Origin of the sequence: Serratia sp. X3, assembly GCF_014982455.1 — a bacterium.
Taxonomy (GTDB): domain Bacteria; phylum Pseudomonadota; class Gammaproteobacteria; order Enterobacterales; family Enterobacteriaceae; genus Serratia; species Serratia ureilytica.
In genome coordinates this window covers 704,488-725,548 of the sequence record NZ_JADCNB010000002.1, presented here as the reverse complement: position 1 = coordinate 725,548, position 21,061 = coordinate 704,488, and the positions used below count along the sequence as shown (strand labels likewise).

Sequence of the window (21,061 nt, the reverse complement as noted above, 5' to 3'; positions counted from 1 at the left end):
GTAAAGCCACAGCATAGCAGCACCACCATACAACGGGAGAAACAGGATGAACGTGCTGATTGTGCTGGCTCACCCCGAGCCGCATTCCTTCAATGCCCATTTGGCCGAACAGGCGCGGCAGGCCTGGCTGACGCAGGGGCATCAGGTGAAGACGGTCGATCTGTATCAGGAGGGATTTGATCCGCGCGAGGGCGCCGGCCATTACCCCAGCAGAAAGCAGGCGGACAGATTTGATGCGATGCAGGAGCAGCGCCATCACTGGACGACTCAGGCGCTGCCGGCGGAGATCCAGCGGCATATCGAGCTGCTGCAGTGGGCGGATACGCTGGTGCTGCAGTTTCCCTTCTGGTGGTTCGGCGCGCCGGCCATCATCAAAGGCTGGATGGATCGGGTGTTCGTTTACGGCGGGATCTACGACAGCCGCCACCGTCATGAGAACGGCGTGATGCGCGGCAAGCGGGCGCTGCTGACCGTCACCGCCGGCGCTTCCGCACAGGCCTGCGCGCCGGACGGGCGCGACGGTGACATGCGGCTGATGCTGTGGCCGCTCATGCATGCGCTGCACTATATCGGCTTTAGCGTGCTGGAGCCGTTCCTGGTCTATGGCGTGCGCGGCGGGTTGGCGGGCGAGGCTCTGCAGGCGCAAAACGCCGCGTTGGCGCAGGTGACGCAGGCGTACCGGGACGGTTTGAACGCGTTTTCCGCCTGGCCGGCGGTGCCGTTCAACCGCAATGAAGATTTTGACGCCGATCTGGCGCTGAAGCCCGGCGCGCCGGTGTACAGCCCGTTCGTGCGGCACTGCGATTCGGATTAGAATCCGGCCTTCAGCAGTTCCTCGCGCAAATCGTCGATAATCGCCGGTTCGATGTCGGGGAACTGCTGCTGAATATCGGCGATGGCTTCGGCCACGCTCGGGCCGGCGAAGGTGCCGGAGAAGGGCAGCAGCGGCAGATTGGCGTCGCTGTCCGGCAGCTCGCCGCGGATGGTGCCGGTGATCATGCCCGCTTTTTTTTCCGCCGTGAGGTCGTACTCTCCCACGCTTTTGTCGATCGGTTTCATTGGCCGCCTCGCTGTCGGTGAGTGTTTACCCTGTCTGTTAAAGCATAGTGTTTCAGGCAATGAATACCAATCAATGTATATAATATTAATATAAAACAAGGCGATGCGCGTTTTGTTGTTTGACGTTCGCTAGGGGCTGGCGCTATGCTCTTGGCGCTAAAGGAACCTTCCTCACTGACAGGGATAGACGATATGAAAAGACTGAAAAGCGCGGCGCTGTTGCTGCCGCTGTTGGCGCTCAGCGCCTGCACCCATCACCTCAGCAGCGCCGAGCTGCATGCCAAACACTACATTTATCAAACCCGCGACGACTTCGAGCCGGGGTTCCGCACCGACGTGAACGGCAGCATTAAAAACGCCGTGCCGATGTTCGAACAATTCTACCAAATGGGGAAAAAGGATCGCGCGGCGGGCGTGGCGCGCAGCGAAGCGCAGAAAAAAGCCGACTATCTGGCCAGCCCGGAATTCCAGCAGAACATGGAACACAAAACCATCTTCATCAACCGCGCCTACAGCGGCTCCGACAACCCTAAACGCCGCCAGGTGCTCTCGCAGGAGGCGGTGGGCGCCTATTGGGACGGCTACGAAGGGCGCTGAACATAATCCCTCACAAATAGAAGGTAATAAAAACTGGTCTTCTGGCGGTTATTTGATTATAAAAACCGCCGCTAAGGACGATGTTCATAGATGAAACCAGGAGTGTTTATGTTGGCAAAAGTTAAGCGTTCGTTCGCCGCCGCCGTCGTATTGATGTTGGCGCTGCCCGCGGTTCAGGCCGCGGATTACCGTGCGGGCGAGCAATACACCCGGCTGGATAAGCCGGTGGCCGCCGCGCCGGCGGTGGTGGAATTCTTCTCCTTCTACTGCGGCCCTTGTTATCAGTTCGCCGAAACTTACCGCGTGGGCAGCACCGTGGCGCAGGCGCTGCCCGCGGGCGAGAAGGTCACCAAATATCACGTCAGCCTGATGGGCAAACTGGGCAATGCGCTGACCGAAGCCTGGGCGGTGGCGACGGTGCTGGGCGTGGAAGACAAGATTGAAGGGGCGATGTTCGACGCGGTGCAGAAACAGCGCGCCGTCAACAGCGCCGACGATATACAGCGGGTGTTCACGGCGGCCGGCATCGATGCCGCCACCTATGAAAACGCGCGCCACAGCCTGCTGGTCAAAGGGTTGATCGCCAAACAGAATGAAGCGGTGAAAGCGTTTGACGTGCGCGGCACCCCGTCGTTCTACGTGGCCGGCCAATACAAGATAGACAATGCCGGCATGGCCGCCACCAGTGTTGAAGGCTACGCCAAAGAGTACGCGGCGGTGGTGCGTTACCTGTTGGACAAACAACCATAAACCAGGCCGTCAGGGCCCGGTGTCAGCCGCCGGGTCTATTTCGCCGCGGGTAAATCCAGCGCCTGACGCAGCTCATCACGGGCTTGCCGATACTGCTGCTGGAAATCCTGCTGTTGCGAAAGCTGCTGGCTGATCACGCTGCCGGCGATGCGGCCCATCTCGATATCGGAAGGGTAGTGGATCCCCGCCACCACCCGGTTGTCGCCATATTGCCAGGCGCGCGTCATGATGGCGGCGCGCTTCTCCGGCACCATGTTGGCCAGGGTGATGCCCATCAGCGTGCCCAGCGTGGTGTGGCCGGAAGGCCAGGAGCCGGAGCTAGAGCGCTTGACGATCGGCTCGATGCGGCTGTCCAGCATATGCGGGCGCGGGCGCTTCCAGAAATCTTTCGCCGGATCGACCACCGCCGCTTCGGTCGCGACGATGCGATCGAAGAAGGCGCTCACGGCCGGCAACGCTTCGGCGTTGAACTTCGGCCCCATCACATTGCTGTACACCCAGACGTTCTCTTCCGCATCCGCCTTGGCCTGGCTGGCCATTTCCGGCGTGCGTTTTTGCTGCATGTCGAGGACTTCCTGCAGTTCGCGCTGGGTCTGCGCCGAGTCGTTGGCCGGCGGCGGCGGCAGGATGTGGGTCAGATCCACCTGCTGCGCGGTGGTGAACGGTTGGGCTTCCTCTGCCGCCTGCGCATGGAACGCGGCCAGGGCGCTGGTGGTAAACAAACACAGCGCTAAAACAGATTTTTGCAATGATTTCATCGGGTCATGTCCAGGGTGTCAACGTGAAGGGGGAGCAGCCTGTATCTTTGGCGAAGCCTGTGAAGATGAGATGACGATTTCGTGACGGATTAATGACGACGCGCCGGGCGAACTGTGATCGCGGCGCCAAATCCCCCGCTCGCCATTGATTGTGTGTTAACGGATTGTTATGGTGATTTTCTGTTCAACGGCGCAGCGCCGCCGGCGTTTGAAGGGAGAGATCATGACGGCATTGGCAACGCTCCGCGACGCCGGCTTCGAAGAGTGGCTGGGCAAAATCAACACCGCCTGCGGCAGGTTCTGCGCGAAAACGCTGGGGCCGGGTTTCAGCGGGGCGATGCAGGAGTTCCGCGCCCATGCGCTGCGTCTGAGCGTGGTCGACGTGGCCCAGGCCCGGCTGTATCGCACGCCGCGTGAAATCGCCCGCAGCGACGGCGCGCACTTTTTTACCGTCTTCCAGCTGCGCGGCAGCGCGTTGATGGAGCAGGGCGATCGCCAAACGCTGCTCTCTCCCGGCGACATGACGCTGATCGACGCCTCACAGCCCAGCAGCTTCACCTTCCAGCGCGATTCGCGCCAAATCTCTTTGCTACTGCCGCGCGGCTGCCTGCCGCTGCCGCCGCCTTGCGCGCAGCGTCTGGGGGCGGAGCTGAGCGCGGTGCGCCTCAGCCGCCAGCTGGTGCTGAGCAGCATGCAGGATCCTCAGCTCGCCGCAGCGGAAAGCGAGGCGGTGCTGAATGCGCTGGCGGCGCTGCTGCGCCCGGCTCTGGCGCTTGAACAGGCGCGGCCGGAGGGGCAACACTCGGTCTTTGACAAGGCGCTGGCGTTGATCGACAGGCATATCCAGTCGGCGCAGCTGCGTCCTGAGTGGGTGGCGGCCGAGCTGGGGGTATCGTTACGCAGCCTGTATCGGCTGTTCGCCCGTCAGGGGCTGGTGGTGGCGCAGTACATCAGGAACCGCAGGCTGGATCTGTGCGCGCAGGCGCTGCGCAGCTCCGCCGGGCAGGAAAAGCTGGCCGTCATCGGCCTTGATTGGGGTTTCGCCGATCACAGCCATTTCTCGACCGCTTTCAAGCAGCGTTTCGGCATGTCGCCGAGCGAGTACCGTCGGCAGTATCAGTAAGTCAGGGCGCGGGCCAGGCCCGCGCCGCTGCACTCAATAGCGGATGCAGACCGATTTCGACTCGGTGTAGGCATCCAGCCAATCCGGGCCGAAATCGCGGCCGCTGCCCGACTGTTTGAACCCGCCGAACGGCATGTTCGGGTCGATCAACGTATGGGTGTTGACCCACACGGTGCCGGCCTGAATACGCGGCGTCAGCGCCATCGCTTTTTGCAGGCTGGTGGTCCACAGGCTGGCGGTCAGCCCGAAGTCGGTGTCGTTGGCTTTGCTCAGCGCCTCTTCGGCGCTCGCCACCCGGATCAGGTTAACCACCGGGCCGAACACTTCCTCGCGCGTCAGGTTCAGCCGGTCATCCGGGTTGATCACCAGCGTCGGCGGAATGTAGAAGCCGTTGGCGTCCGGGCCGGCCGCGCCGCCGATAAGCTCGGCGTTTTTCGCCCGGGCGTCGTCCAGGTAGGCCGCCACCTTGTTGCGGTGCGCGAGCGACACCAGCGGGTTGATTTGCGCCCCGGTATCCATCCCCGGCCCGACCGACAGCGATTTCACCGCCTGTTCGAATCCGGCCACCAACCGATCGTAAATCGGCGCTTCGATATAAATTCGCGAGCTGGCGGCACATACCTGCCCCTGGTTGAGGAAGCTGCCGAGCATCAGGCCTTCGATCACCTGCTGCGGATCGGCATCTTGCAGCACGATGGCCGGGTTTTTACCGCCCAGCTCCAGCGTCACGCGGGTCAGGCGATCCGCCGCCGCCCGCGCGATGCTTTTGCCCACCGGCGTGGAGCCGGTAAAGCTGACTTTGGCGATCAGCGGATGTTCGGTCAGCGCCTTGCCGCACACGGTGCCGCGGCCGGTGACCACGTTGAACACGCCCGGCGGCACGCCGGCTTCGCTCGCCAGCTCGGCGATGCGCAGCAGGGTGAGCGGGGTGGTTTCCGACGGCTTGATGACGATGGAGCAACCCGCCGCCAGCGCCGGCATTACTTTCCACATGCCGATCATCAGCGGGAAGTTCCAGGGCACGATGCCGGCGACCACGCCGATCGGCTCTTTGCGGGTATAAACCTGATATTTGGCGCCCGGCGGCATCGGAATGGACACGTCCAGCGTCTGACCGGTGATTTTGGTCGCCAGCCCGGCGGTGTAACGCATCCAGTTCAGGGTGCTGCCGACTTCGAAAGCGCGGGCGATGTTGATGGATTTGCCCTGCTCCAGGGTTTCGAGCTGCGCCAGCTCTTCGGCGTGCTGCTCCACCAGATCGGCGAAGCGCAGCAGGATGCGTTCGCGCTCTACCGGCAGACGCTGCGCCCAGACGCCTTCGCTGAAGGCTTTGTGAGCGGACTCCACCGCCTGCGCCACGTCGTGTTCGTTGGCGTCGGCGGTGGTGGCGATTTGCTGCCCATTGGCGGGATTATACACCGCCAGGCGGCCTTCTGCGGCGGACGCGCGCCACTGGCCATCGATATACAGCCCATGCTGACGATCGAGAAAACGCGACACGCTATCCAGCACGGCTACGGTATTGTCAGACATACATCCTCCGATCAGATTCATCAGGTTATCGTTAACCCTGAGAGTCTAGATCAGCGGTAAAGCGGCGGCTTTGCTCTGCCTGACATTCGATTTGTCCTGCGTGTCATTTTGCCGTGACGGAACAGTAAACTGCGGCCGGCGGGCGCCGGCCGGGAAGGATTACGAACTCAGGGTCGCCAGACGGGTGGCGAAACCGAGGAACAGCAGGCCGATCAGGCCGTTGCCGAGCTTCGCCAGGCCTTTCTTGTGGTTGAAGAAATGCGCCAGCATCGCGCCGGAGAAGATCAGCGTGCTCATGTAGATAAAGCTGACGGCTTCGAGGATCAGCGCCAGAATGGTGAACGACAGCCCGGTGTGCGCGTAGTTGAAATCGATGAACTGCACGAAGAACGACACGTAAAACAGAATAGCTTTCGGGTTGGTCAGGCTCAGCGTCAGCGATTTGCGCAGAATGCTGTGGCCGCCTTCAATTTGCTGCTGTTGCGCCTGCGCCTTCTGCACGAAGGTGGCGTAGAGGATTTTTGCGCCAAGGAACAGCAGGTAAATCGCGCCGAGAAAACGCACCAGGGTAAACAGGAACGGCGTGGTGCGGATCAGCGAAGCCACGCCGATATAGGCGCAAAAGATCAGGATCGCATCGCCGATAAACACGCCCAGCGCCGCGGTATAGCCGGCGCGCACGCCGCGCGATATGCCGGTTTTCAGCACGTACAGCGTATTCGGCCCCGGCAGAATGATGATGAAGACCACCCCGGCCAAATAGGTCCATAAATTCAGGACGCCAAAACTCTCTAACACAATAACCTCTCCATGCGCGCAACTAACAGGCAGAAACACTGGCCACGCCCGTGGCCGGCCGCGATCCTAACGCCGTAAAACCGGGTTGGCAACGTAATAAACTTCATGTTGTTGGTTAAAAATTGTCGAAAGATTGTTGAAAACGTCGGCGCAGAATTAAAAAGCAAGAGTCGGCGTGTTTCGCCAACGACCCGTCACTATGCGGGTTAACACTGAAACCGCAGTGAGGAACGGAGGATGAAAAACGTAATCGACAGCGCCGATCCGCGCTGGCTGGCGATTGTCAGCCGCGACAAGTACGCCGACGGCCGCTTTATCTACGCGGTGAAAACCATCGACGTGTATTGCTCGCCTTCTTGCCCGTCACGCCAGCCGAATACGCGCCGGCCAACGCCACACGCTGGGGATTATCTTTCACGACGCGCTATAGCTTGCGCGCCAGCAGGGTGGCGAAGCGCAGCGAGATGCGGTTGCCGGCGGCGTCGGTCTTGTGCAGTTGGCCGACGTCTTCGTTGTATTTGAGGATCTCCCAGTCGCGATAATAATGCTTCAGCTCACCCGGCCGGAAGGTAAACGGGAACGGCAGCGGGCAGGGATAATCCTCGGTATCCATTGCCGCCACGATCAGGTTATGGCCGCCGCGCACGGTGCTGTCCTGCATGTCTTGCACGATATGCGGGATCTGCTGCCGTTCGAGGAACATCAAGACCACGGTGGACAGGATAAAGTCGTATTCGCCGCTGAAGCGGTGGGTGTTGAGATCCTGCATCCCGGCGCTCAGGCGGGTTAATTGCTCGGCGTCGACGATCTGGTTGAGGCGGGCTATCGACGGCGCGTGTTTGTCCCAGGCGGTGACGTCGAAACCTTTCAGATTGAGGTAGAGCGAATTGCGCCCGCCGCCGCAGCCCAGATCCAGCGCCTTGCCCGGCGCGATGCGCGCCGCCGCCTCGATCACTTCCGAGTGAGTGCGCGTCAGTTCGTATTTCTTGTGGTAGTAATCTTCCGGCGTGCAGTAAAACGCCAGCCGGCAGGTCATGTCGTCCGAGAAGGAAACGATGCGGTGCCACTGTTGGGGGGCGATAAACGGCGGCTGGCTTTCAGGGCTAAACTGCCAGGTCTCGGTGGTGGCGCCGTCTTCGGTCATCATGGCGAACGTCAGGCTGCCGCTCAGCACGGTGAGTTTCGCCCAGGTGCCGCTCTGGGTGTTGTGGCGCTGACGAAAGGCTTCCGGCAGCGTGTCGCTGTTCCATTCCGGCAGGGTTTTATAGCAAAGCAACTGCTGCTCCATAGGGGGCTCCTCTGGCTGGGCAAGCAAAGTGATTTATATGATGCATATAAAATACATCTTTATCGATCGTTTGAACATAGCAGCCTGAAGGAAAGGCGCGGGGAGATCTTTATGCTGGATTGTGCGCGGCGGCTGGGCTAATTTCAGTGCTGTTCATGTCATCACGTTCAGGGAAAAGATGCCGATACGCCGTTTATGCCACCCGAAGCCCCTCCGTTTGCTGAGCCTGGCCGCGCTGCTGGCGCTGGCGGGCTGTACCAGCAAAACCACCACCACCTCGCCGGCGGCGCGCCCCGCCGACGTCAAAGCGCGACTGATGACGCTGATCCCGGCCAATGCCGGCGATCGTCAGGGGTGGGCCACCGATATCACCGCCGCGTTCGCCGCGCAGGGCATCGAGCCGAGCGATGAGAACCTGTGCTCGGTGCTGGCGGTCACCGAACAGGAGTCGACGTTCCAGGCTAACCCGCAGGTGCCGGGGCTGCCGAAGATCGCCTGGAAGGAGATCGACCGCCGCGCCGATCAGATGCATATCCCGAACTTTTTGGTGCATACCGCGTTGAAGATCTCGTCGTCGAACGGCCAGAGCTACAGCGAGCGCCTGGATAAGGTGCGCACCGAAAAGGATCTGAGCGATATCTTCGATGACATGATCGACCGCGTGCCGATGGGGCAGAAGCTGTTCGGTCATTTGAACCCGGTTCATACCGGCGGCCCGATGCAGGTGAGCGTCGCCTTCGCTGAGGCGCATGCCAAAGGGTATCCTTATCCGGTTGACGGTTCGATTCGGCGCGAAGTCTTCAGCCGACGCGGCGGCATGTACTTCGGCATTATGCATTTGCTGGGGTACCCGGCCGACTATAGCCGGCCGATTTACCGCTTTGCCGACTTCAACGCCGGCTGGTACGCCAGCCGCAACGCGGCGTTCCAAAACGCGGTCAGCCGGGCGAGCGCCATTCCGCTGGCGCTGGACGGCGATCTGATCGACTTTGGCAGCGACAAGCCCGGCTCCACCGAGCTGGCGGTGCGCACGCTCGGCAAGCGCCTGAACATGAGCGACAGCGCCATTCGCCGGGCGCTCGAGAAAGGCGACATGGCCGACTTTGCCGATACCGACCTGTATAAGAAGGTCTATGCGCTGGCGGGCGGCAAGCTGCCGCGCGAGATGCTGCCGGGCATCCAACTGGAAAGCCCGAAAATCACCCGTAAGCTGACTACCGCCTGGTTCGCCAAGCGGGTGGATGAACGCCGCCAGCGCTGCATGGCGCGCGCCGGCGGTTAACCCAAAAGAAAACGCCGCCGGTGGCCAGAGTCACCGGCGGCGCGATCGCGCATCAGGCGCTGCGGCGTGGGTTGGTCAGGCCGAAGTTAAAGCTGTTGCAACGGTTGCAGAACTCTTTCATCACCGGCGGCGTGTCCATCATCGGCACTTTCACCTCGATAAACGCCAGCCTATCCTGCCGCGAGGCGTGTTCCAGGGCCATTTCCAGCTGTTGCGTGGTTTCCACCGCCACGCTGAACGGCTGCGATCGAGTATTCAGCACCGCCGGCAGTTTGGCGTAGTCCCACGGGCTGATGTCGTTGTAGGACGAGCTTTCGCCGAGGATATAGCGTTCGATGGTGTAACCGTCGTTATTGATCAGGAAGATGATCGGCTTTTGCTCGCAGCGCAGCAGGGTGGAGACTTCCTGCGCGGTCAACTGGAAGGACCCGTCGCCGATGAACAGCAGGTGGCGGCGTTCTGGGGCCGCCATCAGGGTGCCGAGCAGCGCCGGCAAGGTATAGCCGATCGAGCCCCAAATCGGTTGGTTGACCACCTTGACGCCGTCCGGCATGCGCATGCCGCCGATGGCCGCGCCGGAGGTGCCGTTTTCCACCACCACCACGTCATCCGCCCGGATGAAGCGCTGGATGCGCCGCCACAGATAGGCCTGGTCGATAGGCGCGTCGCTCGGCGTCGCCAGCTTCTCATGCGGGTTGGCCAGCGGCGCCAGGGGCTGCGTCGGCGCGTCTTCGCTCAGATCCAACAGCGCCTGCAGCAGATCCGTCGTCGACACCGCCGGGTAGGAGGTGTTGTCCAGCTTCATCGAAAACGGCTGGATGTCCACCTGAGCGGCGGCGGGAATGTGCTGCGAGAAATAACCGGTGGTGGAATCCACCAAACGCACGCCGAAGCTCAGCACGCAGTCCGAGTGGGCCATGTGTTCATACAGTTCGGGACGCGACAGATTGCCGCTGTAGCCGCCCATCCAACCGGCGGTGTTTTCCGGGATAATGCATTTGGCGGTGGGCATATTGGTCAGCGGAATGGCGAAGCGGTGAGCGACCGCGATAACCAACTGCTGCAACTGGTAGCGATCCACCATTTGATCGACCAACATGATTGGGCGCTGTGCGCGTTTGATTTTGGTTAACAGCGCCATCGCCGCTAATTGCACATTGTATTTATCGCTCGCCGGTAATTGCGGTGCCGTTGCCGCCGCGGCGATTTCAATTTCCACATCGCATATATCCGACGGCAGCTGTAAATACACCGGTTTCTTCTCTATCCAGGCACGGGAAATAACGCGTGGGATTTCTTGTGCGGCATTTTCCGGCGTAATCAAGGCTTGCGCAACGGTGAATTGTTTAAAGCAGTTCATGACGTTGTCGAAATTGCCATCGCCCAGGGTATGATGCAAGAGCTGGTGATTTTTCATCGCGTGCAGCGGCGGCGTGCCGGCGATGCAGATAACCGGCGAAGATTCGGCATAGGCCCCGGCGATGCCGGACAGCGCGGCCAGATCGCCGACGCCGTAGGTGACGATCAGCGCGCCGGCGCCTTTCATGCGGGCGTAACCGTCGGCGGCGTAGGAGGCGTTCAATTCATTACAGTTGCCGACAAACGCCAGCCGCTCGTCGTTTTCCAGCAGCTCCAGCAGGCTGAGGTTATAGTCGCCGGGCACGCCGTAAATACGATCGACGTTCAGAGCGTGAAGCTGTTGCAGAATGAATGACCCGATAGTTATTTTCATTGATTGCTCCGAATTATTTATCTTTATTTTGTCAGGCGAAAATCAGCAAAAATAAATTGCTGGCGATGTTGTGTCGTTAGCATTAACAGTTATTTAAAGTGTCGGCTTGTTCAAGACAGGTGTGGCAGCCGGTGAATAGGCGGTTTGTATTCGGCGCTTTACGCGATTGAATAATGTATAAATAGTGTGGTTATTATGTTGGAGGGCAGTGCGGTATTTTTCCCTGGCGGTATATCGACAGAAAAATGTCGGCGTATTGGCATTTATCATGATGCAGGGCGAATCATCCGGTACTTTTGACGCCGCGTTAAATCCCATCGGGTGACGTAACGCTACTTTGCTGGTAAAGAAAGGCAGAAGCCGGCGCAAAGGGGCATTTTGGTGATCTGCCGCACGCTTATTTCACGAAACCATCCTGCAACCAATAAAAAACAATAAATTAACAATATCGCTTTTTTATTCGCGCCGTGTTGTCAGCTTTACTTTACGGGGCTGCAATGCGCGCCGCCTCGGGCCGGCGTAAAAAAGCGTCGTTACGGGCGCTAATAGAACGTGGCGACCATCACATTCCGTGGGGCCAATACGTAAACTTTTCTCTACGTGCGCCTGGATGGCGTATACCTACCAAAGGGCCTGCGTCCCAGCGGGGCTCGTTTGAGGGGGGAAATAGCCATGAAAAGCTATCGACATGTGTTGGTGCTGATCCACGACGAGCGTGATGGGTTGCCGTTGCTGCGCCAAACGGCGGCGATGGTACGTGGGCTGCCTGTCGCCATCACCGTCGGCCATCTGAACGCCGACTATGCCGAGCTGGAGTACGGCAGCGATGCGTTAATCAAGGATCGCCAGGCGCAGGAGGTGATCGCCGCCAAGGCGATGCTGAGCCGGCTGGTGCGCGCCGTCGATGCGCCGGTGGCGGTGAAGCAGATCGTTACCATTCGGCGCTTTAAGGACGTGAGCGATTTTATTCACCAGGCCGGCATCGATCTGGTGGTGGTCGGGCACCAAAACCGTCTGTTCGGCCTTTATTCCTCGTATTCTCTGGCGTTCGTGAACCGCCTCGATGTCGATGTGTTGGTCAAGCACCTGGCCCGCGAGTAGCGAACGACAAAGCGGACTTTTCCCACGGTTTTGCCGTCCGAAAGGCGCTAACATGCAGATGTCGGTGCAACCCGTTATAAACCAATGCGAATTTTTCGATGCTAAGCTTAACCAAGGCGAAACGGGCGTTGGATAAATTGGATACAGCTTGATCTTGCCTGGGCTATCGGTAAAAATCTTCGGCCGTATTTTTACAGGAGCTTTACCATGTTTCTCAAACGGACTCTGTTGGCATGTTCTCTGGCGTTGATATTTCCTGCACTGCCTTCTTACGCTGAGGTTAGTACAGAAAGTGGCAATACCGCGCAGGCCGAAAAGCCGGGTCTATGGCAGCGCTTTACCCATAACGTGTCGGAGACCTGGAACAATTCGCCGAACCACGATCTCTATATTCCGGCCATCACCTGGCATAACCGTTGGACTTACGATGATGAACATATCGATAAGTACAACGAGCGCCCGTGGGGCGCCGGTTACGGCATCTCCCGCTACGACAGCGACGGAGACTGGCACGGCATCTACATCATGGCGTTCAAGGACTCCTTCAACAAGTGGGAGCCGATCGGCGGCTACGCCTACGAGAAGATCTGGCGTCCATTGGATGACAAGGATTTCCGCCTGGGGCTGGGTTTCACCGCCAGCGTCACCGCGCGCGATAACTGGAAATATATCCCTATCCCGGCACCGCTGCCGCTGGCTTCTATCGGCTATCAGCGGCTGACGTTCCAGGCGACCTACATTCCCGGCACCTATAACAACGGCAACGTGTTCTTCGCCTGGCTGCGCTGGCAGTTCTAAACTTCCTGTATTCCGAAAAACGGCGCGGCGGCGAGATAAAAGGAACTTGTCGCCGCAGGCGGCGTCGGAGAGGTATCCCGGCGCGCTGCGCCGATTGCATGCCGTTCTTACAGGAGTTTTACCACTATGATCACCAAACATCGTTTACTGCTGGCTTTGGCGCTGTCCGCGACCCTGGCCAGCGGCGCCACCCAGGCCGCCGGTCTGATGGATTCTCTCAGCAGCGCGGCGGGCGAACTGAGCAAGTCGGGCGGCGAAAGCGGCAGCGGCATGTCGCTCTCCTCGTTGACCGGCCTGCTGAACGGCGGCGACAAGGCGTTAAGCTCCAGCAGCATGACCAACGCCGCCGGCATCCTGCAGTACTGTGTGAAAAATAACGTGCTGTCGGCTAACGGCGCCGAAGGGGTGAAAGATCAGTTGCTCAGCAAACTGGGCATCACCAGCACTGAAAACGCCAAGAGCCAGGATTATCAGCAGGGCCTGGGCGGCTTGCTGCAGACCGGTGAAGGCAAGAGCCTGGATCTCAACAGCCTGGGCACCTCGCAGATCACCGAGAAGGTGAAACAGAAAGCCTGCGATCTGGTGCTGAAACAGGGCAAATCCTTTATTTCATGATCAACCCACGGCGGAGCGTTCAGCCGTGGGTATTTTGCATAAGCTGGAAAAATGAAAAAAACGTTGATGCTTTCCCTGTTGGCAGGGATGACGATGTTGCAGGGGTGTTCCGTGAAATCCAACGATGCGCCGCCACCGCCGCAGGTGAAACCGATCGGCATGGCGAACCCGGCCGACGTGTATTGCACCAAAATCGGCGGCAAGCTGAACGCCAAAGAAAACGCGGCGGGCCAGTATTCGACCTGTACGCTGCCGAATGGGCAGGAAATTGAAAGTTGGGCGCTGTTCCGCCGCGATCATCCGGTGAAAAAGTAACCTCTGCGGCGCCGGTGACTCTGCCCGGCGCCCGATCAGAATTGCCGATCGCCTATCGACTGCAGCTGCAGGCTGCCGTCCTTTTGCAGCGATAACGGTATGCGCCAATCGCTCCGTTTATCCAGGTTGAACGGCCTGGAGCGGAACATGCAGCCGGTCTTGATGTTCTTGATTTTCATTACGTGTTCCGCATCCGCATTCATTTTAACCTCGAAGCTGCCGGCGGCCGGAATAAAGACTTCCGCCAGCTGCTGCGGCGCGGCGGGCGTTTCCATTTTGACCAACACCGCGAAGTCGTTGCCTTGATTGTCCAGCGTCAGCCGATGCAGGCCGGTTGCGGGCAGGCCGGTCGGCTGATGCAGATAGCCGGCTGACGCGGGCCAGGGTTGGCCGGCATTATCGTGCAGCGGCCCGCCGCATTGCTCACGCGCTTCGCGCTGCGGCATTTCGCGCTTGATGGCGCGGTTGTAATCGGTGGGGGCGGCGAGGCTGAATTCGTCGTCATACTGGTGGGCGAGCAGATAGCGCTTGACGCCGAGCACCCCGAGGGCGACCAGCATGAAGAACAGAAATACCCTCAGGCGATTTTTAAAAATCGGCCCAAACAGCTTCCCAGGTAATTGAAACAGCCACCTTGCGATCGTCAATAACATCGTTTTCCCTTTACGCCCAAGCCGTTACGTCTGCGGTAACTTCGCTTGCCTCAGTATAGCCAAAGCGTTGCCACCGGGCGGCATGCGCCATGAAATTCCTGTTTTTTTATCCTAAGCCTTCTTCCAACAGCAACAGCAGCAGGAAGCCGGCAAAGAACATCGCGGCGGCGAACGGGGTTTCCTTTCCGCCTTCATGCGCTTCGACCAGCAGCTCTTCGGTCACCAGGTAGAGCAGGGCGATCAGGCCAAAGGCCAGAAAGGCGGTCAGCCAAAATGCGCCCAGCATGGCCACCGGGGCCCCCAGCAGGCCGCCGATGGGCAACAGCAGCGCCAGGCCGACTATCGCCGCCATGACGCGCAGCCGCCTGCCGAGAAAGTCTTGCAAATCGCCGACGATCGACAATCCCAGGAACAGCACTTCCAGCGTTAACGCCAGCGTCAACAGCAGGCCGGCTTTGGCGCCGGCCGCGAAGGCAATGCCCAGCACCAGTCCATCGATAAAGATATCGACGCCGACCGCGGCGATAAAACCGACCGGCCCCTGCGCTTTTTCGCCCAGCCGCCGAACCAGCAACATTAACAGCACCCCCACAGCGCCGCCCAGCAACACCGCCAAAGGCGACTGCTGTTTGAGATCGGGCAAGATTTCGGTGGCGGCGGCGGCGAACACGATGCCGGCGGTAAAGTGATGGATGACGCGCATCGCGGCGTCGCCGGGGCGGCGATAGAGCGCCACCGCTGCGCCGACGACGGTGGCTGCGGCGGGAAACAGCGTATAAAGCACGGCGGAGGTCATCGCGTCATAATCCCTTATCTGTGATGTCACTTTCAGTCTAGACGAGCGCCGCCGCTTGAGTGTTGCCAAAAAAGTGTTTGTTCGATTATGTACGTTTGTGTACATTTATGATCACTTTAGCATCACCGGATTGACATGATGTCCAAACTGTTACCGAATGAGCGCCATCAGGCCATTCTCGACACGCTCCGCCAACAGGGGCGTGTGCTGGCTCTGGAGATGGCGCAGCGGCTGAATACCACCGAAGCGACCATCCGCCGCGATCTGCGTCAGCTGGCGGCGCAAAATCTGTGCAAACGCATCTATGGCGGCGCGCTGGCGCCGACGCCGGCCGAAGGCCCCGTTGCGGCGCGCATTGCGCTCAGCGGTGATGAGAAGCTGGCGCTGGCGCAGACCGCGCTGGGGGTGATCGGCGAAGAACAGCTGATCTTCCTCGATGCCGGCAGCACCCATCTGTATCTGGCGGATCTGTTGCCGCGCGATCGGCGTTTGACGGTGGTAACCAATGCGTTGAGCATCGCCGGCAAAATGCTGGAACGGCCGGGGATCCGCACCATCCTGATCGGCGGCGAACTGGATGCGCAGGTCGGCGGCTGCGTGGACGCCAAGGCGGCGGAAGAGATCGACGGATTTCATTTCGATCTGGTGTTCACCGGCATTTGCGCCTACGACCCGGCCGGCGGTTTCTCCGCGTTGAGTTACCAGGACGCCACGTTCAAAAAGCGGTTGCTGACGCGCGCCGGCAGCGTGGCGGTGCTGTGCACCCGCGACAAACTCAATACCTACGCCCCTTACCCCTTCCTGCCCGCCGGGCGGGTGGATCATCTGGTGACGGCGCGCGGCGCTCACCCGCAGCTTGAGCAGCAGGTGGCGCAGGGCGGCGGCCAGATCTGGCACAGCGATTTATCGACCGGAGAATGATGATGAAAATAGCCCATGTTGCCCTGTGGACCCGTGACATCGACGCGCAGCTGGCGTTCTGGCAGCGCTATTTCAACGGTGAAGCGGGCGAGGAGTACGTCAGCCGCAATCGGCCGGGGTTCGTTTCCCGCTTCGTCAGCCTGGCGGCCGGGCCGACGCTGGAGATCATGCGCGTGCCGACGTTGCTGCCGGCGCAGGCGCAGGAGGAGCGGGTGGGCTGGGCGCACATCGCGCTGTCGCTGGGGGATGAGCGGCAGGTCGAGCGGTTGGCGCAGCGCGCACGGCAGGAGGGCATCTTGCTGTCCGCGCCACGCTGGACCGGCGACGGCTTCTACGAGGCCGTCATTCGCGATCCGGACGGCAACGCGATCGAAATCACCGCCTGATCACTCTTCTTCAATGCTGGCGAACTGCTCGCCCAGATAATCGAGCAGCAGCCGCACCGCCGGCAACAGGCCGCGGCGCGACGGGTAGACCGCATGCACCACGCCGCCCTGCGGCTGCCAGCCCGGCAGCAGCTGCACCAGCTCGCCGCGCAGCATATCGTCGCGCATCATCATCGCCGGCAGCTGAACGATGCCGGCGCCGGCGATGGCGGCGGTGCGCAGCATCAGCATGTCGTCGGTGACCAGCCGCGGCGTGTGCTCCCATTCCACCTGTTCACCCTGCGGGCCGGTCAGACGCCATTGGTGCTGAGCGCGCGCCGGGCCGAGATCGAGCGTCGGGTATTTGCGCAGGTCTTCCGGCGTTTGCGCCGGCCCGAAGGTGCGCACCAGCGCCGGGCTGGCGGCGACGCACCAGGTGCGCTGCGCCAGGATCTTCAGCACCAGATCGCTGTCTTCCAGCGGTGGCGGCCGCACGCGGATCGCCAGATCGAGCCCTTCACCCACCACGTCCACCCGGCGGTTAGTGGCCTCCAGGTGCACCGTCACCTTGGGGTAATCGGCCATAAAGGCCGCCACCATGCTGCCGACGCGGGTGTGCAGGATCGCCACCGGGCAGGACATGCGCACCGTGCCGCAGGGTTCGGCGCGCGTCTGTTCGATCGCCTGCTGTGCCGCTTCCGCTTCCACCAGCATCGCCTTGCAGTGCGCATAATAGGTTTGGCCGATCTCGGTTACCGAGAAACGCCGCGTCGAGCGCTGGATCAGGCGCACGCCCAACCGCTCTTCCAGCAGCGCCACGCGGCGGCTGAGCTTGGATTTGGGAATGCCCAACGCCCGGCCGGCGGGGGCGAATCCCTGGTGATCGACCACGCTGGCGAAGAAAAACAGGTCGTTCAGATCGGTCAGCATCGCATCCCTTATCGTTCTACCAGTAGAACGCTGAGTGTACATCTTGCCTACTACTGCAGCAAACCCCGGCAGATTAAACTTCTGGCATCAACTTAAGGCCGTGAGGTCTGAAACGGGAGTTCAAGATGAAAAACATCCTCGGTATTCACAACAGCCCGGAAGCGCACTGGGTCGGTAACGGTTTCCTGGTGAATTCGCTGTTCTCTTATAACGATTTGGGGGCGGAAATGAGCCCGTTCCTGCTGCTGGATCACGCGGCGCCGACCAAATTCCGCTCCGCCTCCGGCACCCGCGGCGTGGGTCAGCACCCGCATCGCGGTTTTGAAACGGTGACCATCGTCTATCAGGGCGAAGTGGAGCATCGCGACTCGACTGGCAGCGGCGGGGTGATTGGCCCCGGCGACGTTCAGTGGATGACCGCCGCCTCCGGCATCCTGCACGAAGAGTTCCATTCGCGGGACTTCTCGCGCAACGGCGGCACCATGGAAATGGTGCAGCTGTGGGTCAACCTGCCGGCCAAGGACAAAATGGCCGAGCCGGGTTACCAGACGCTGCTGAACGCCGACATTCCGGTGGTTCCGCTGGCGGACGGCGCAGGGCAGGTGCGGGTGATCGCCGGTGACTTCGGCGGCCATGCCGGACCGGCGCGCACCTTCAGCCCGCTCAACGTGTGGGATATGAAGCTGAATGCCGGCCACACCACCACGCTGACGGTGAAAGAAGGCCATACGCTGGCGCTGGTGATGCTGCACGGCGCGATCCTGGTCAACGGCGAAGAAGTAGTGCGCGAAACCCAAATGGTGCGTTTCGACCGGGCGGGGGACTCGATCACTATCGAAGCCAACAACGACGTCACGCTGCTGGTGCTGAGCGGTGAACCGATCGATGAGCCTATCGTCGGCTACGGCCCGTTCGTCATGAACAGCGACGCGGAAATCCAGCAGGCGTTCCGCGACTTCAACAGCGGCAAGTTCGGCAGCATGAAGGCCGAAGCGAGCGTCGGTTGATGCCTGCGCCTGGGGCGGGAAGTGCTCCCTGGCTCAGGCGCTACACTTAAACCTCAATGCCCCGTCACACCGGCGGGGCATTTCATCCGCAATATCAAACCCCACAGGAGTAAAACCATGACTGCAAGTTACAAGCGCCTCGACAAAGACCAGGCCGCCGTATTGCTGGTGGATCATCAGGCAGGGCTGCTTTCGCTGGTGCGTGACATCGATCCCGATCGGTTTAAAAACAACGTGCTGGCGCTGGGGGATTTAGCGAAGTACTTCAACCTGCCGACTATTCTCACCACCAGTTTCGAAAACGGCCCCAATGGCCCGCTGGTGCCGGAACTGAAAGCCCAATTCCCCGATGCCCCCTTCATTCCGCGCCCTGGCCAGATCAACGCCTGGGACAACGACGACTTCGTCAAGGCGGTGAAAGCCACCGGCCGCAAGCAGCTGATCATCGCCGGCGTGGTGACCGAAGTGTGCGTGGCATTCCCGGCGCTGTCTGCGCTCAATGAAGGCTTTGAGGTATTTGTGGTGACCGACGCCTCCGGCACCTTCAATGAGCTGACCCGTCAGTCGGCCTGGAGCCGCATGGAGGCCGCCGGCGCGCAGCTGATGACCTGGTTCGGCGTCGCCTGCGAGCTGCACCGCGACTGGCGCAACGACATCGAAGGCCTGGGCACGCTGTTCTCCAACCATATCCCGGACTACCGCAACCTGATGACCAGCTACAACACGCTGACCAACGGCAAGTAACGCAGCGGCCCTTTACCCAACCTTTTGCCTCTCATCACGTTAAGCGCGTGTAAGCAAAGCGCAGCGGGGCGAAAAGGTAGCGAAAAGCGGCTTTCTCATGGGCCGGGGGCGGGGTAGCGTAATCCCGAACCCGGCAAATGAGGCTAATTCAATGAAACAAGCAATCAAGATCCTGGCGCTGCCCTGCATGGGCATGGCGCTGTTGTTCAGTGCGAGCGCGATGTCTGCCCCCGAGGCGCCTGCGGCCAAAGCGTTGCCGCCTGTGGCGGATGAACCGATGCGCATGCCGCCTTTCCCGGGCGGGCACCCGCCCAAGCCGGGGTTCTGCCGCGGCGGTGAGCTGTTCTGCGCCACCTCGGCCAGCGACAATCCGGTGGAAACCATCAACAAACTGACGGCGGTGATCCCGGCGGGCAGCGCCAAACATTACGAAGTGCGCGTCGCGGTGGTGGCGGTGCCTGACGCGCCGCCCGCGCCTTAACACGCCCCGTCATCCCGCTCTGGCCTGGGCGCGCCAGGCGCGTTAGGCTAAGGCGAGCATTTTTCGGGAGGCGGGATGACCCCTTTATCACAGCTGCCTTATCTCCAGCCCGGCGATCGCGCGTTGTTGTTCGACGGCGAATGCAATCTGTGTCATGGGTTGGTGAGATACCTTGTTCGCGCCGATCGGCAGCGGCGCATTCTGTTGGCGACGGTGCAATCCGTCGAAGGGCAGGCAATCCTGCAGGCGCTGGGATTGCCGACCGACCGTGTTGATTCCGTGGTCTATGTGGAACAGGGGCGCTGTTGGCTGCGTTCGGCGGCGTTGTTTCGGGCGCTGCGCCAATTGGCTTGGCCATACCGCGCGCTGGCGCTGGGGCGTTATCTGCCGTCGAAGCTGGCGGACAAGGTGTACGACGCGGTCGCCAGCAATCGCTACCGGCTGTTTGGCCGCAACGACGGCAGCGGTCTGCCGGGTGCCGATCAGCCCGGGCGCTATCTGCCGCGGCGATGGGAGCCGCCGGCCTGAGCTTTACGCTTCTTTACCATCCAACCGCTTGAAATATCAGCACTCCAGCTCCATATAATGGGACATTCAGCCAACAAGGAGCGCGTATGGGAATCAGTGAAGAAGAGCACATCCGCCGTTTGACCCAGGAGAAAAACGACATGGGCAATACGGCGAAATGGGTGGCGATCGTTTCCGCCGTCTACTTTGCCTTGATGGTGTTTTATGGCCATCCAACCGGCGTGTTGGCGATGTCGGGCGCGGTATTCATCGTCTCTACCGCCACCTGGTTGAAAAAGCGCCAGAAGGTCAAATCTTACCGCATGGCGTTGGCCAAAATCAGCGACGATCAGTCCTGATAGTCGCAGCGCTTTAGCGTATACACCAGGCTCGGCGCCGCGCCGGGCACGTCATCCAGCGTATCCACCCGCTGCATGCCGATCTTTTCCAGCACTCGCCACGAAGCCTGATTCTCCGCACGCACAATGGCGGAAATCTCCTCCAGCGCCAATCCGACAAAACCGTATTGCAGCGACGCCCGCGCCATCTCGGTGGCCAATCCCATGCCCCACACGCGGGTGTCGAAGCGATAGCCGAGGTTCACGGTGCGCTGCGCCCCGAGCGGTTTCCGGGACAATCCGCCAAAGCCGATAATCCAATCCGGCCGTTCGCGCAGCGCGATCGCCCAGGAACCGTAACCGTGTTGTTGCCACCCGGAAATCCTTTCTTGCAGCGCCGATGCGGCCTGCGCTTCGCTGGTGAGTGGGCCGGCGGGGTTGAAACGCTGCGTTTGCGGATCGCCGAAGATGGCGTAGAAACGCGCGAGATCCGCCATCACCGGTGGGCGCATCTGCAGGCGTTCGCTGAAGAAAGGGGGGGAAGGATTAAAGCTTGTCATCGTTTCTCTC

General features: G+C 60.7%; 27 protein-coding genes. 17 read left to right on the top strand and 10 right to left on the bottom strand.

Going from position 1 to position 21,061, the window contains the following annotated elements; translation table 11 throughout:
- The first annotated feature begins 46 nt into the window (after positions 1-46).
- The gene (locus tag IMX17_RS13865; RefSeq protein WP_193549850.1) at positions 47-814 is read left to right on the top strand and encodes an NAD(P)H-dependent oxidoreductase; all 768 of its coding nucleotides are present in this window, start codon (positions 47-49) and stop codon (positions 812-814) included.
- Here IMX17_RS13865 and IMX17_RS13860 read toward each other — a convergent pair.
- Complete coding sequence (locus IMX17_RS13860) at positions 811-1,059, bottom strand: hypothetical protein (protein WP_004940639.1); 249 nt, start codon at positions 1,057-1,059, stop codon at positions 811-813. The two genes, IMX17_RS13865 and IMX17_RS13860, sit on opposite strands and share 4 nt — an antisense overlap.
- A gap of 192 nt (positions 1,060-1,251) precedes the next feature.
- Between IMX17_RS13860 and IMX17_RS13855 the strand changes: the two genes are divergently transcribed.
- Both IMX17_RS13855 and IMX17_RS13850 read left to right on the top strand, forming a co-directional pair.
- On the top strand, positions 1,252-1,656 hold the full coding sequence (locus tag IMX17_RS13855) for an Exc2 family lipoprotein (protein ID WP_193549849.1): 405 nt from the start codon (positions 1,252-1,254) through the stop codon (positions 1,654-1,656).
- Positions 1,657-1,764: 108 nt separating this feature from the next.
- Entirely contained in the window at positions 1,765-2,406 is a 642-nt protein-coding gene (locus tag IMX17_RS13850; protein ID WP_033651040.1) for a DsbA family protein, read from the top strand.
- A 35-nt stretch (positions 2,407-2,441) separates the two neighbouring features.
- Here IMX17_RS13850 and IMX17_RS13845 read toward each other — a convergent pair whose 3' ends face one another.
- Positions 2,442-3,164, bottom strand: coding sequence for a phosphatase PAP2 family protein (locus tag IMX17_RS13845; RefSeq protein WP_193549848.1), 723 nt, complete (start codon positions 3,162-3,164; stop codon positions 2,442-2,444).
- Positions 3,165-3,387: 223 nt separating this feature from the next.
- Between IMX17_RS13845 and feaR the strand changes: the two genes are divergently transcribed.
- Entirely contained in the window at positions 3,388-4,287 is a 900-nt protein-coding gene (gene feaR / locus IMX17_RS13840; protein ID WP_193549847.1) for a transcriptional regulator FeaR, read from the top strand.
- 33 nt (positions 4,288-4,320) lie between these two features.
- On the opposite strand, the gene IMX17_RS13835 is transcribed toward feaR, so the two are convergent.
- The gene (locus IMX17_RS13835; protein WP_182265052.1) at positions 4,321-5,820 is read right to left on the bottom strand and encodes an aldehyde dehydrogenase family protein; all 1,500 of its coding nucleotides are present in this window, start codon (positions 5,818-5,820) and stop codon (positions 4,321-4,323) included.
- Positions 5,821-5,979: 159 nt separating this feature from the next.
- On the bottom strand, positions 5,980-6,618 hold the full coding sequence (gene leuE / locus IMX17_RS13830; RefSeq protein WP_004940625.1) for a leucine efflux protein LeuE: 639 nt from the start codon (positions 6,616-6,618) through the stop codon (positions 5,980-5,982).
- Positions 6,619-6,855: 237 nt separating this feature from the next.
- Here leuE and IMX17_RS25245 point away from each other — a divergent pair, with 237 nt between their 5' ends.
- Positions 6,856-7,140 (top strand): Ada metal-binding domain-containing protein, encoded by a 285-nt coding sequence (locus IMX17_RS25245; RefSeq protein ID WP_227414557.1) that lies wholly within the window; start codon positions 6,856-6,858, stop codon positions 7,138-7,140.
- Here the strand turns inward: IMX17_RS25245 and tehB are convergent.
- Positions 7,043-7,906, bottom strand: coding sequence for an SAM-dependent methyltransferase TehB (gene tehB, locus IMX17_RS13815; protein WP_182265051.1), 864 nt, complete (start codon positions 7,904-7,906; stop codon positions 7,043-7,045). The two genes, IMX17_RS25245 and tehB, sit on opposite strands and share 98 nt — an antisense overlap.
- 178 nt (positions 7,907-8,084) lie before the next feature.
- On the opposite strand from tehB, the gene IMX17_RS13810 reads away from it, so the two are divergent.
- On the top strand, positions 8,085-9,188 hold the full coding sequence (locus tag IMX17_RS13810) for a DUF1615 domain-containing protein (protein WP_193549846.1): 1,104 nt from the start codon (positions 8,085-8,087) through the stop codon (positions 9,186-9,188).
- Between the two features lie 52 nt (positions 9,189-9,240).
- Here the strand turns inward: IMX17_RS13810 and IMX17_RS13805 are convergent, their stop codons facing one another.
- Positions 9,241-10,920 carry an alpha-keto acid decarboxylase family protein gene (locus IMX17_RS13805; RefSeq protein WP_193549845.1) on the bottom strand — a complete coding sequence of 560 codons (1,680 nt, stop codon included), beginning with the start codon at positions 10,918-10,920 and terminating at the stop codon, positions 9,241-9,243.
- A 672-nt stretch (positions 10,921-11,592) separates the two neighbouring features.
- On the opposite strand from IMX17_RS13805, the gene IMX17_RS13800 reads away from it, so the two are divergent.
- The 4 genes from IMX17_RS13800 (at position 11,593) to IMX17_RS13785 (ending at position 13,749) form a co-directional block, all read left to right on the top strand.
- Entirely contained in the window at positions 11,593-12,021 is a 429-nt protein-coding gene (locus IMX17_RS13800) for a universal stress protein (protein WP_046897584.1), read from the top strand.
- Positions 12,022-12,228: 207 nt separating this feature from the next.
- Positions 12,229-12,819: a lipid IV(A) palmitoyltransferase PagP gene (gene pagP / locus IMX17_RS13795; RefSeq protein ID WP_033642007.1), complete on the top strand. Its 591-nt coding sequence runs from the start codon at positions 12,229-12,231 to the stop codon at positions 12,817-12,819.
- Positions 12,820-12,945: 126 nt separating this feature from the next.
- Positions 12,946-13,434 carry a DUF2501 domain-containing protein gene (locus IMX17_RS13790; protein WP_182265050.1) on the top strand — a complete coding sequence of 163 codons (489 nt, stop codon included), beginning with the start codon at positions 12,946-12,948 and terminating at the stop codon, positions 13,432-13,434.
- A gap of 51 nt (positions 13,435-13,485) precedes the next feature.
- On the top strand, positions 13,486-13,749 hold the full coding sequence (locus IMX17_RS13785; RefSeq protein ID WP_046897582.1) for a DUF333 domain-containing protein: 264 nt from the start codon (positions 13,486-13,488) through the stop codon (positions 13,747-13,749).
- 35 nt (positions 13,750-13,784) lie between these two features.
- Here the strand turns inward: IMX17_RS13785 and IMX17_RS13780 are convergent, their stop codons facing one another.
- Positions 13,785-14,402, bottom strand: coding sequence for a hypothetical protein (locus tag IMX17_RS13780; protein WP_046897581.1), 618 nt, complete (start codon positions 14,400-14,402; stop codon positions 13,785-13,787).
- Between the two features lie 106 nt (positions 14,403-14,508).
- On the bottom strand, positions 14,509-15,198 hold the full coding sequence (locus IMX17_RS13775; protein WP_033651048.1) for a hypothetical protein: 690 nt from the start codon (positions 15,196-15,198) through the stop codon (positions 14,509-14,511).
- Positions 15,199-15,336: 138 nt separating this feature from the next.
- Here IMX17_RS13775 and IMX17_RS13770 point away from each other — a divergent pair, with 138 nt between their 5' ends.
- Both IMX17_RS13770 and IMX17_RS13765 read left to right on the top strand, forming a co-directional pair.
- On the top strand, positions 15,337-16,119 hold the full coding sequence (locus tag IMX17_RS13770; protein WP_033642011.1) for a DeoR/GlpR family DNA-binding transcription regulator: 783 nt from the start codon (positions 15,337-15,339) through the stop codon (positions 16,117-16,119).
- Between the two features lie 2 nt (positions 16,120-16,121).
- Complete coding sequence (locus IMX17_RS13765) at positions 16,122-16,505, top strand: VOC family protein (RefSeq protein WP_046897579.1); 384 nt, start codon at positions 16,122-16,124, stop codon at positions 16,503-16,505.
- On the opposite strand, the gene IMX17_RS13760 is transcribed toward IMX17_RS13765, so the two are convergent.
- Positions 16,506-17,414 (bottom strand): LysR family transcriptional regulator, encoded by a 909-nt coding sequence (locus tag IMX17_RS13760; protein WP_046897578.1) that lies wholly within the window; start codon positions 17,412-17,414, stop codon positions 16,506-16,508. It lies immediately after the preceding gene.
- A 125-nt stretch (positions 17,415-17,539) separates the two neighbouring features.
- On the opposite strand from IMX17_RS13760, the gene IMX17_RS13755 reads away from it, so the two are divergent.
- The 5 genes from IMX17_RS13755 (at position 17,540) to IMX17_RS13735 (ending at position 20,512) form a co-directional block, all read left to right on the top strand.
- Entirely contained in the window at positions 17,540-18,421 is an 882-nt protein-coding gene (locus tag IMX17_RS13755) for a pirin family protein (protein ID WP_046897577.1), read from the top strand.
- A 117-nt stretch (positions 18,422-18,538) separates the two neighbouring features.
- On the top strand, positions 18,539-19,165 hold the full coding sequence (gene ycaC / locus IMX17_RS13750) for an isochorismate family cysteine hydrolase YcaC (protein ID WP_046897576.1): 627 nt from the start codon (positions 18,539-18,541) through the stop codon (positions 19,163-19,165).
- 151 nt (positions 19,166-19,316) lie between these two features.
- A complete protein-coding gene (locus IMX17_RS13745; RefSeq protein ID WP_033651052.1) occupies positions 19,317-19,646 on the top strand; it encodes a hypothetical protein in 330 nt (109 codons plus the stop codon).
- Between the two features lie 75 nt (positions 19,647-19,721).
- The gene (locus tag IMX17_RS13740; protein ID WP_046897575.1) at positions 19,722-20,174 is read left to right on the top strand and encodes a thiol-disulfide oxidoreductase DCC family protein; all 453 of its coding nucleotides are present in this window, start codon (positions 19,722-19,724) and stop codon (positions 20,172-20,174) included.
- 86 nt (positions 20,175-20,260) lie between these two features.
- A complete protein-coding gene (locus IMX17_RS13735; RefSeq protein WP_182265045.1) occupies positions 20,261-20,512 on the top strand; it encodes an ABC transporter ATP-binding protein in 252 nt (83 codons plus the stop codon).
- On the opposite strand, the gene IMX17_RS13730 is transcribed toward IMX17_RS13735, so the two are convergent.
- Positions 20,503-21,051, bottom strand: a complete 549-nt coding sequence (locus IMX17_RS13730; RefSeq protein ID WP_193549844.1) for a GNAT family N-acetyltransferase — start codon at positions 21,049-21,051, stop codon at positions 20,503-20,505. The genes IMX17_RS13735 and IMX17_RS13730 overlap by 10 nt on opposite strands.
- Positions 21,052-21,061: the final 10 nt, after the last annotated feature.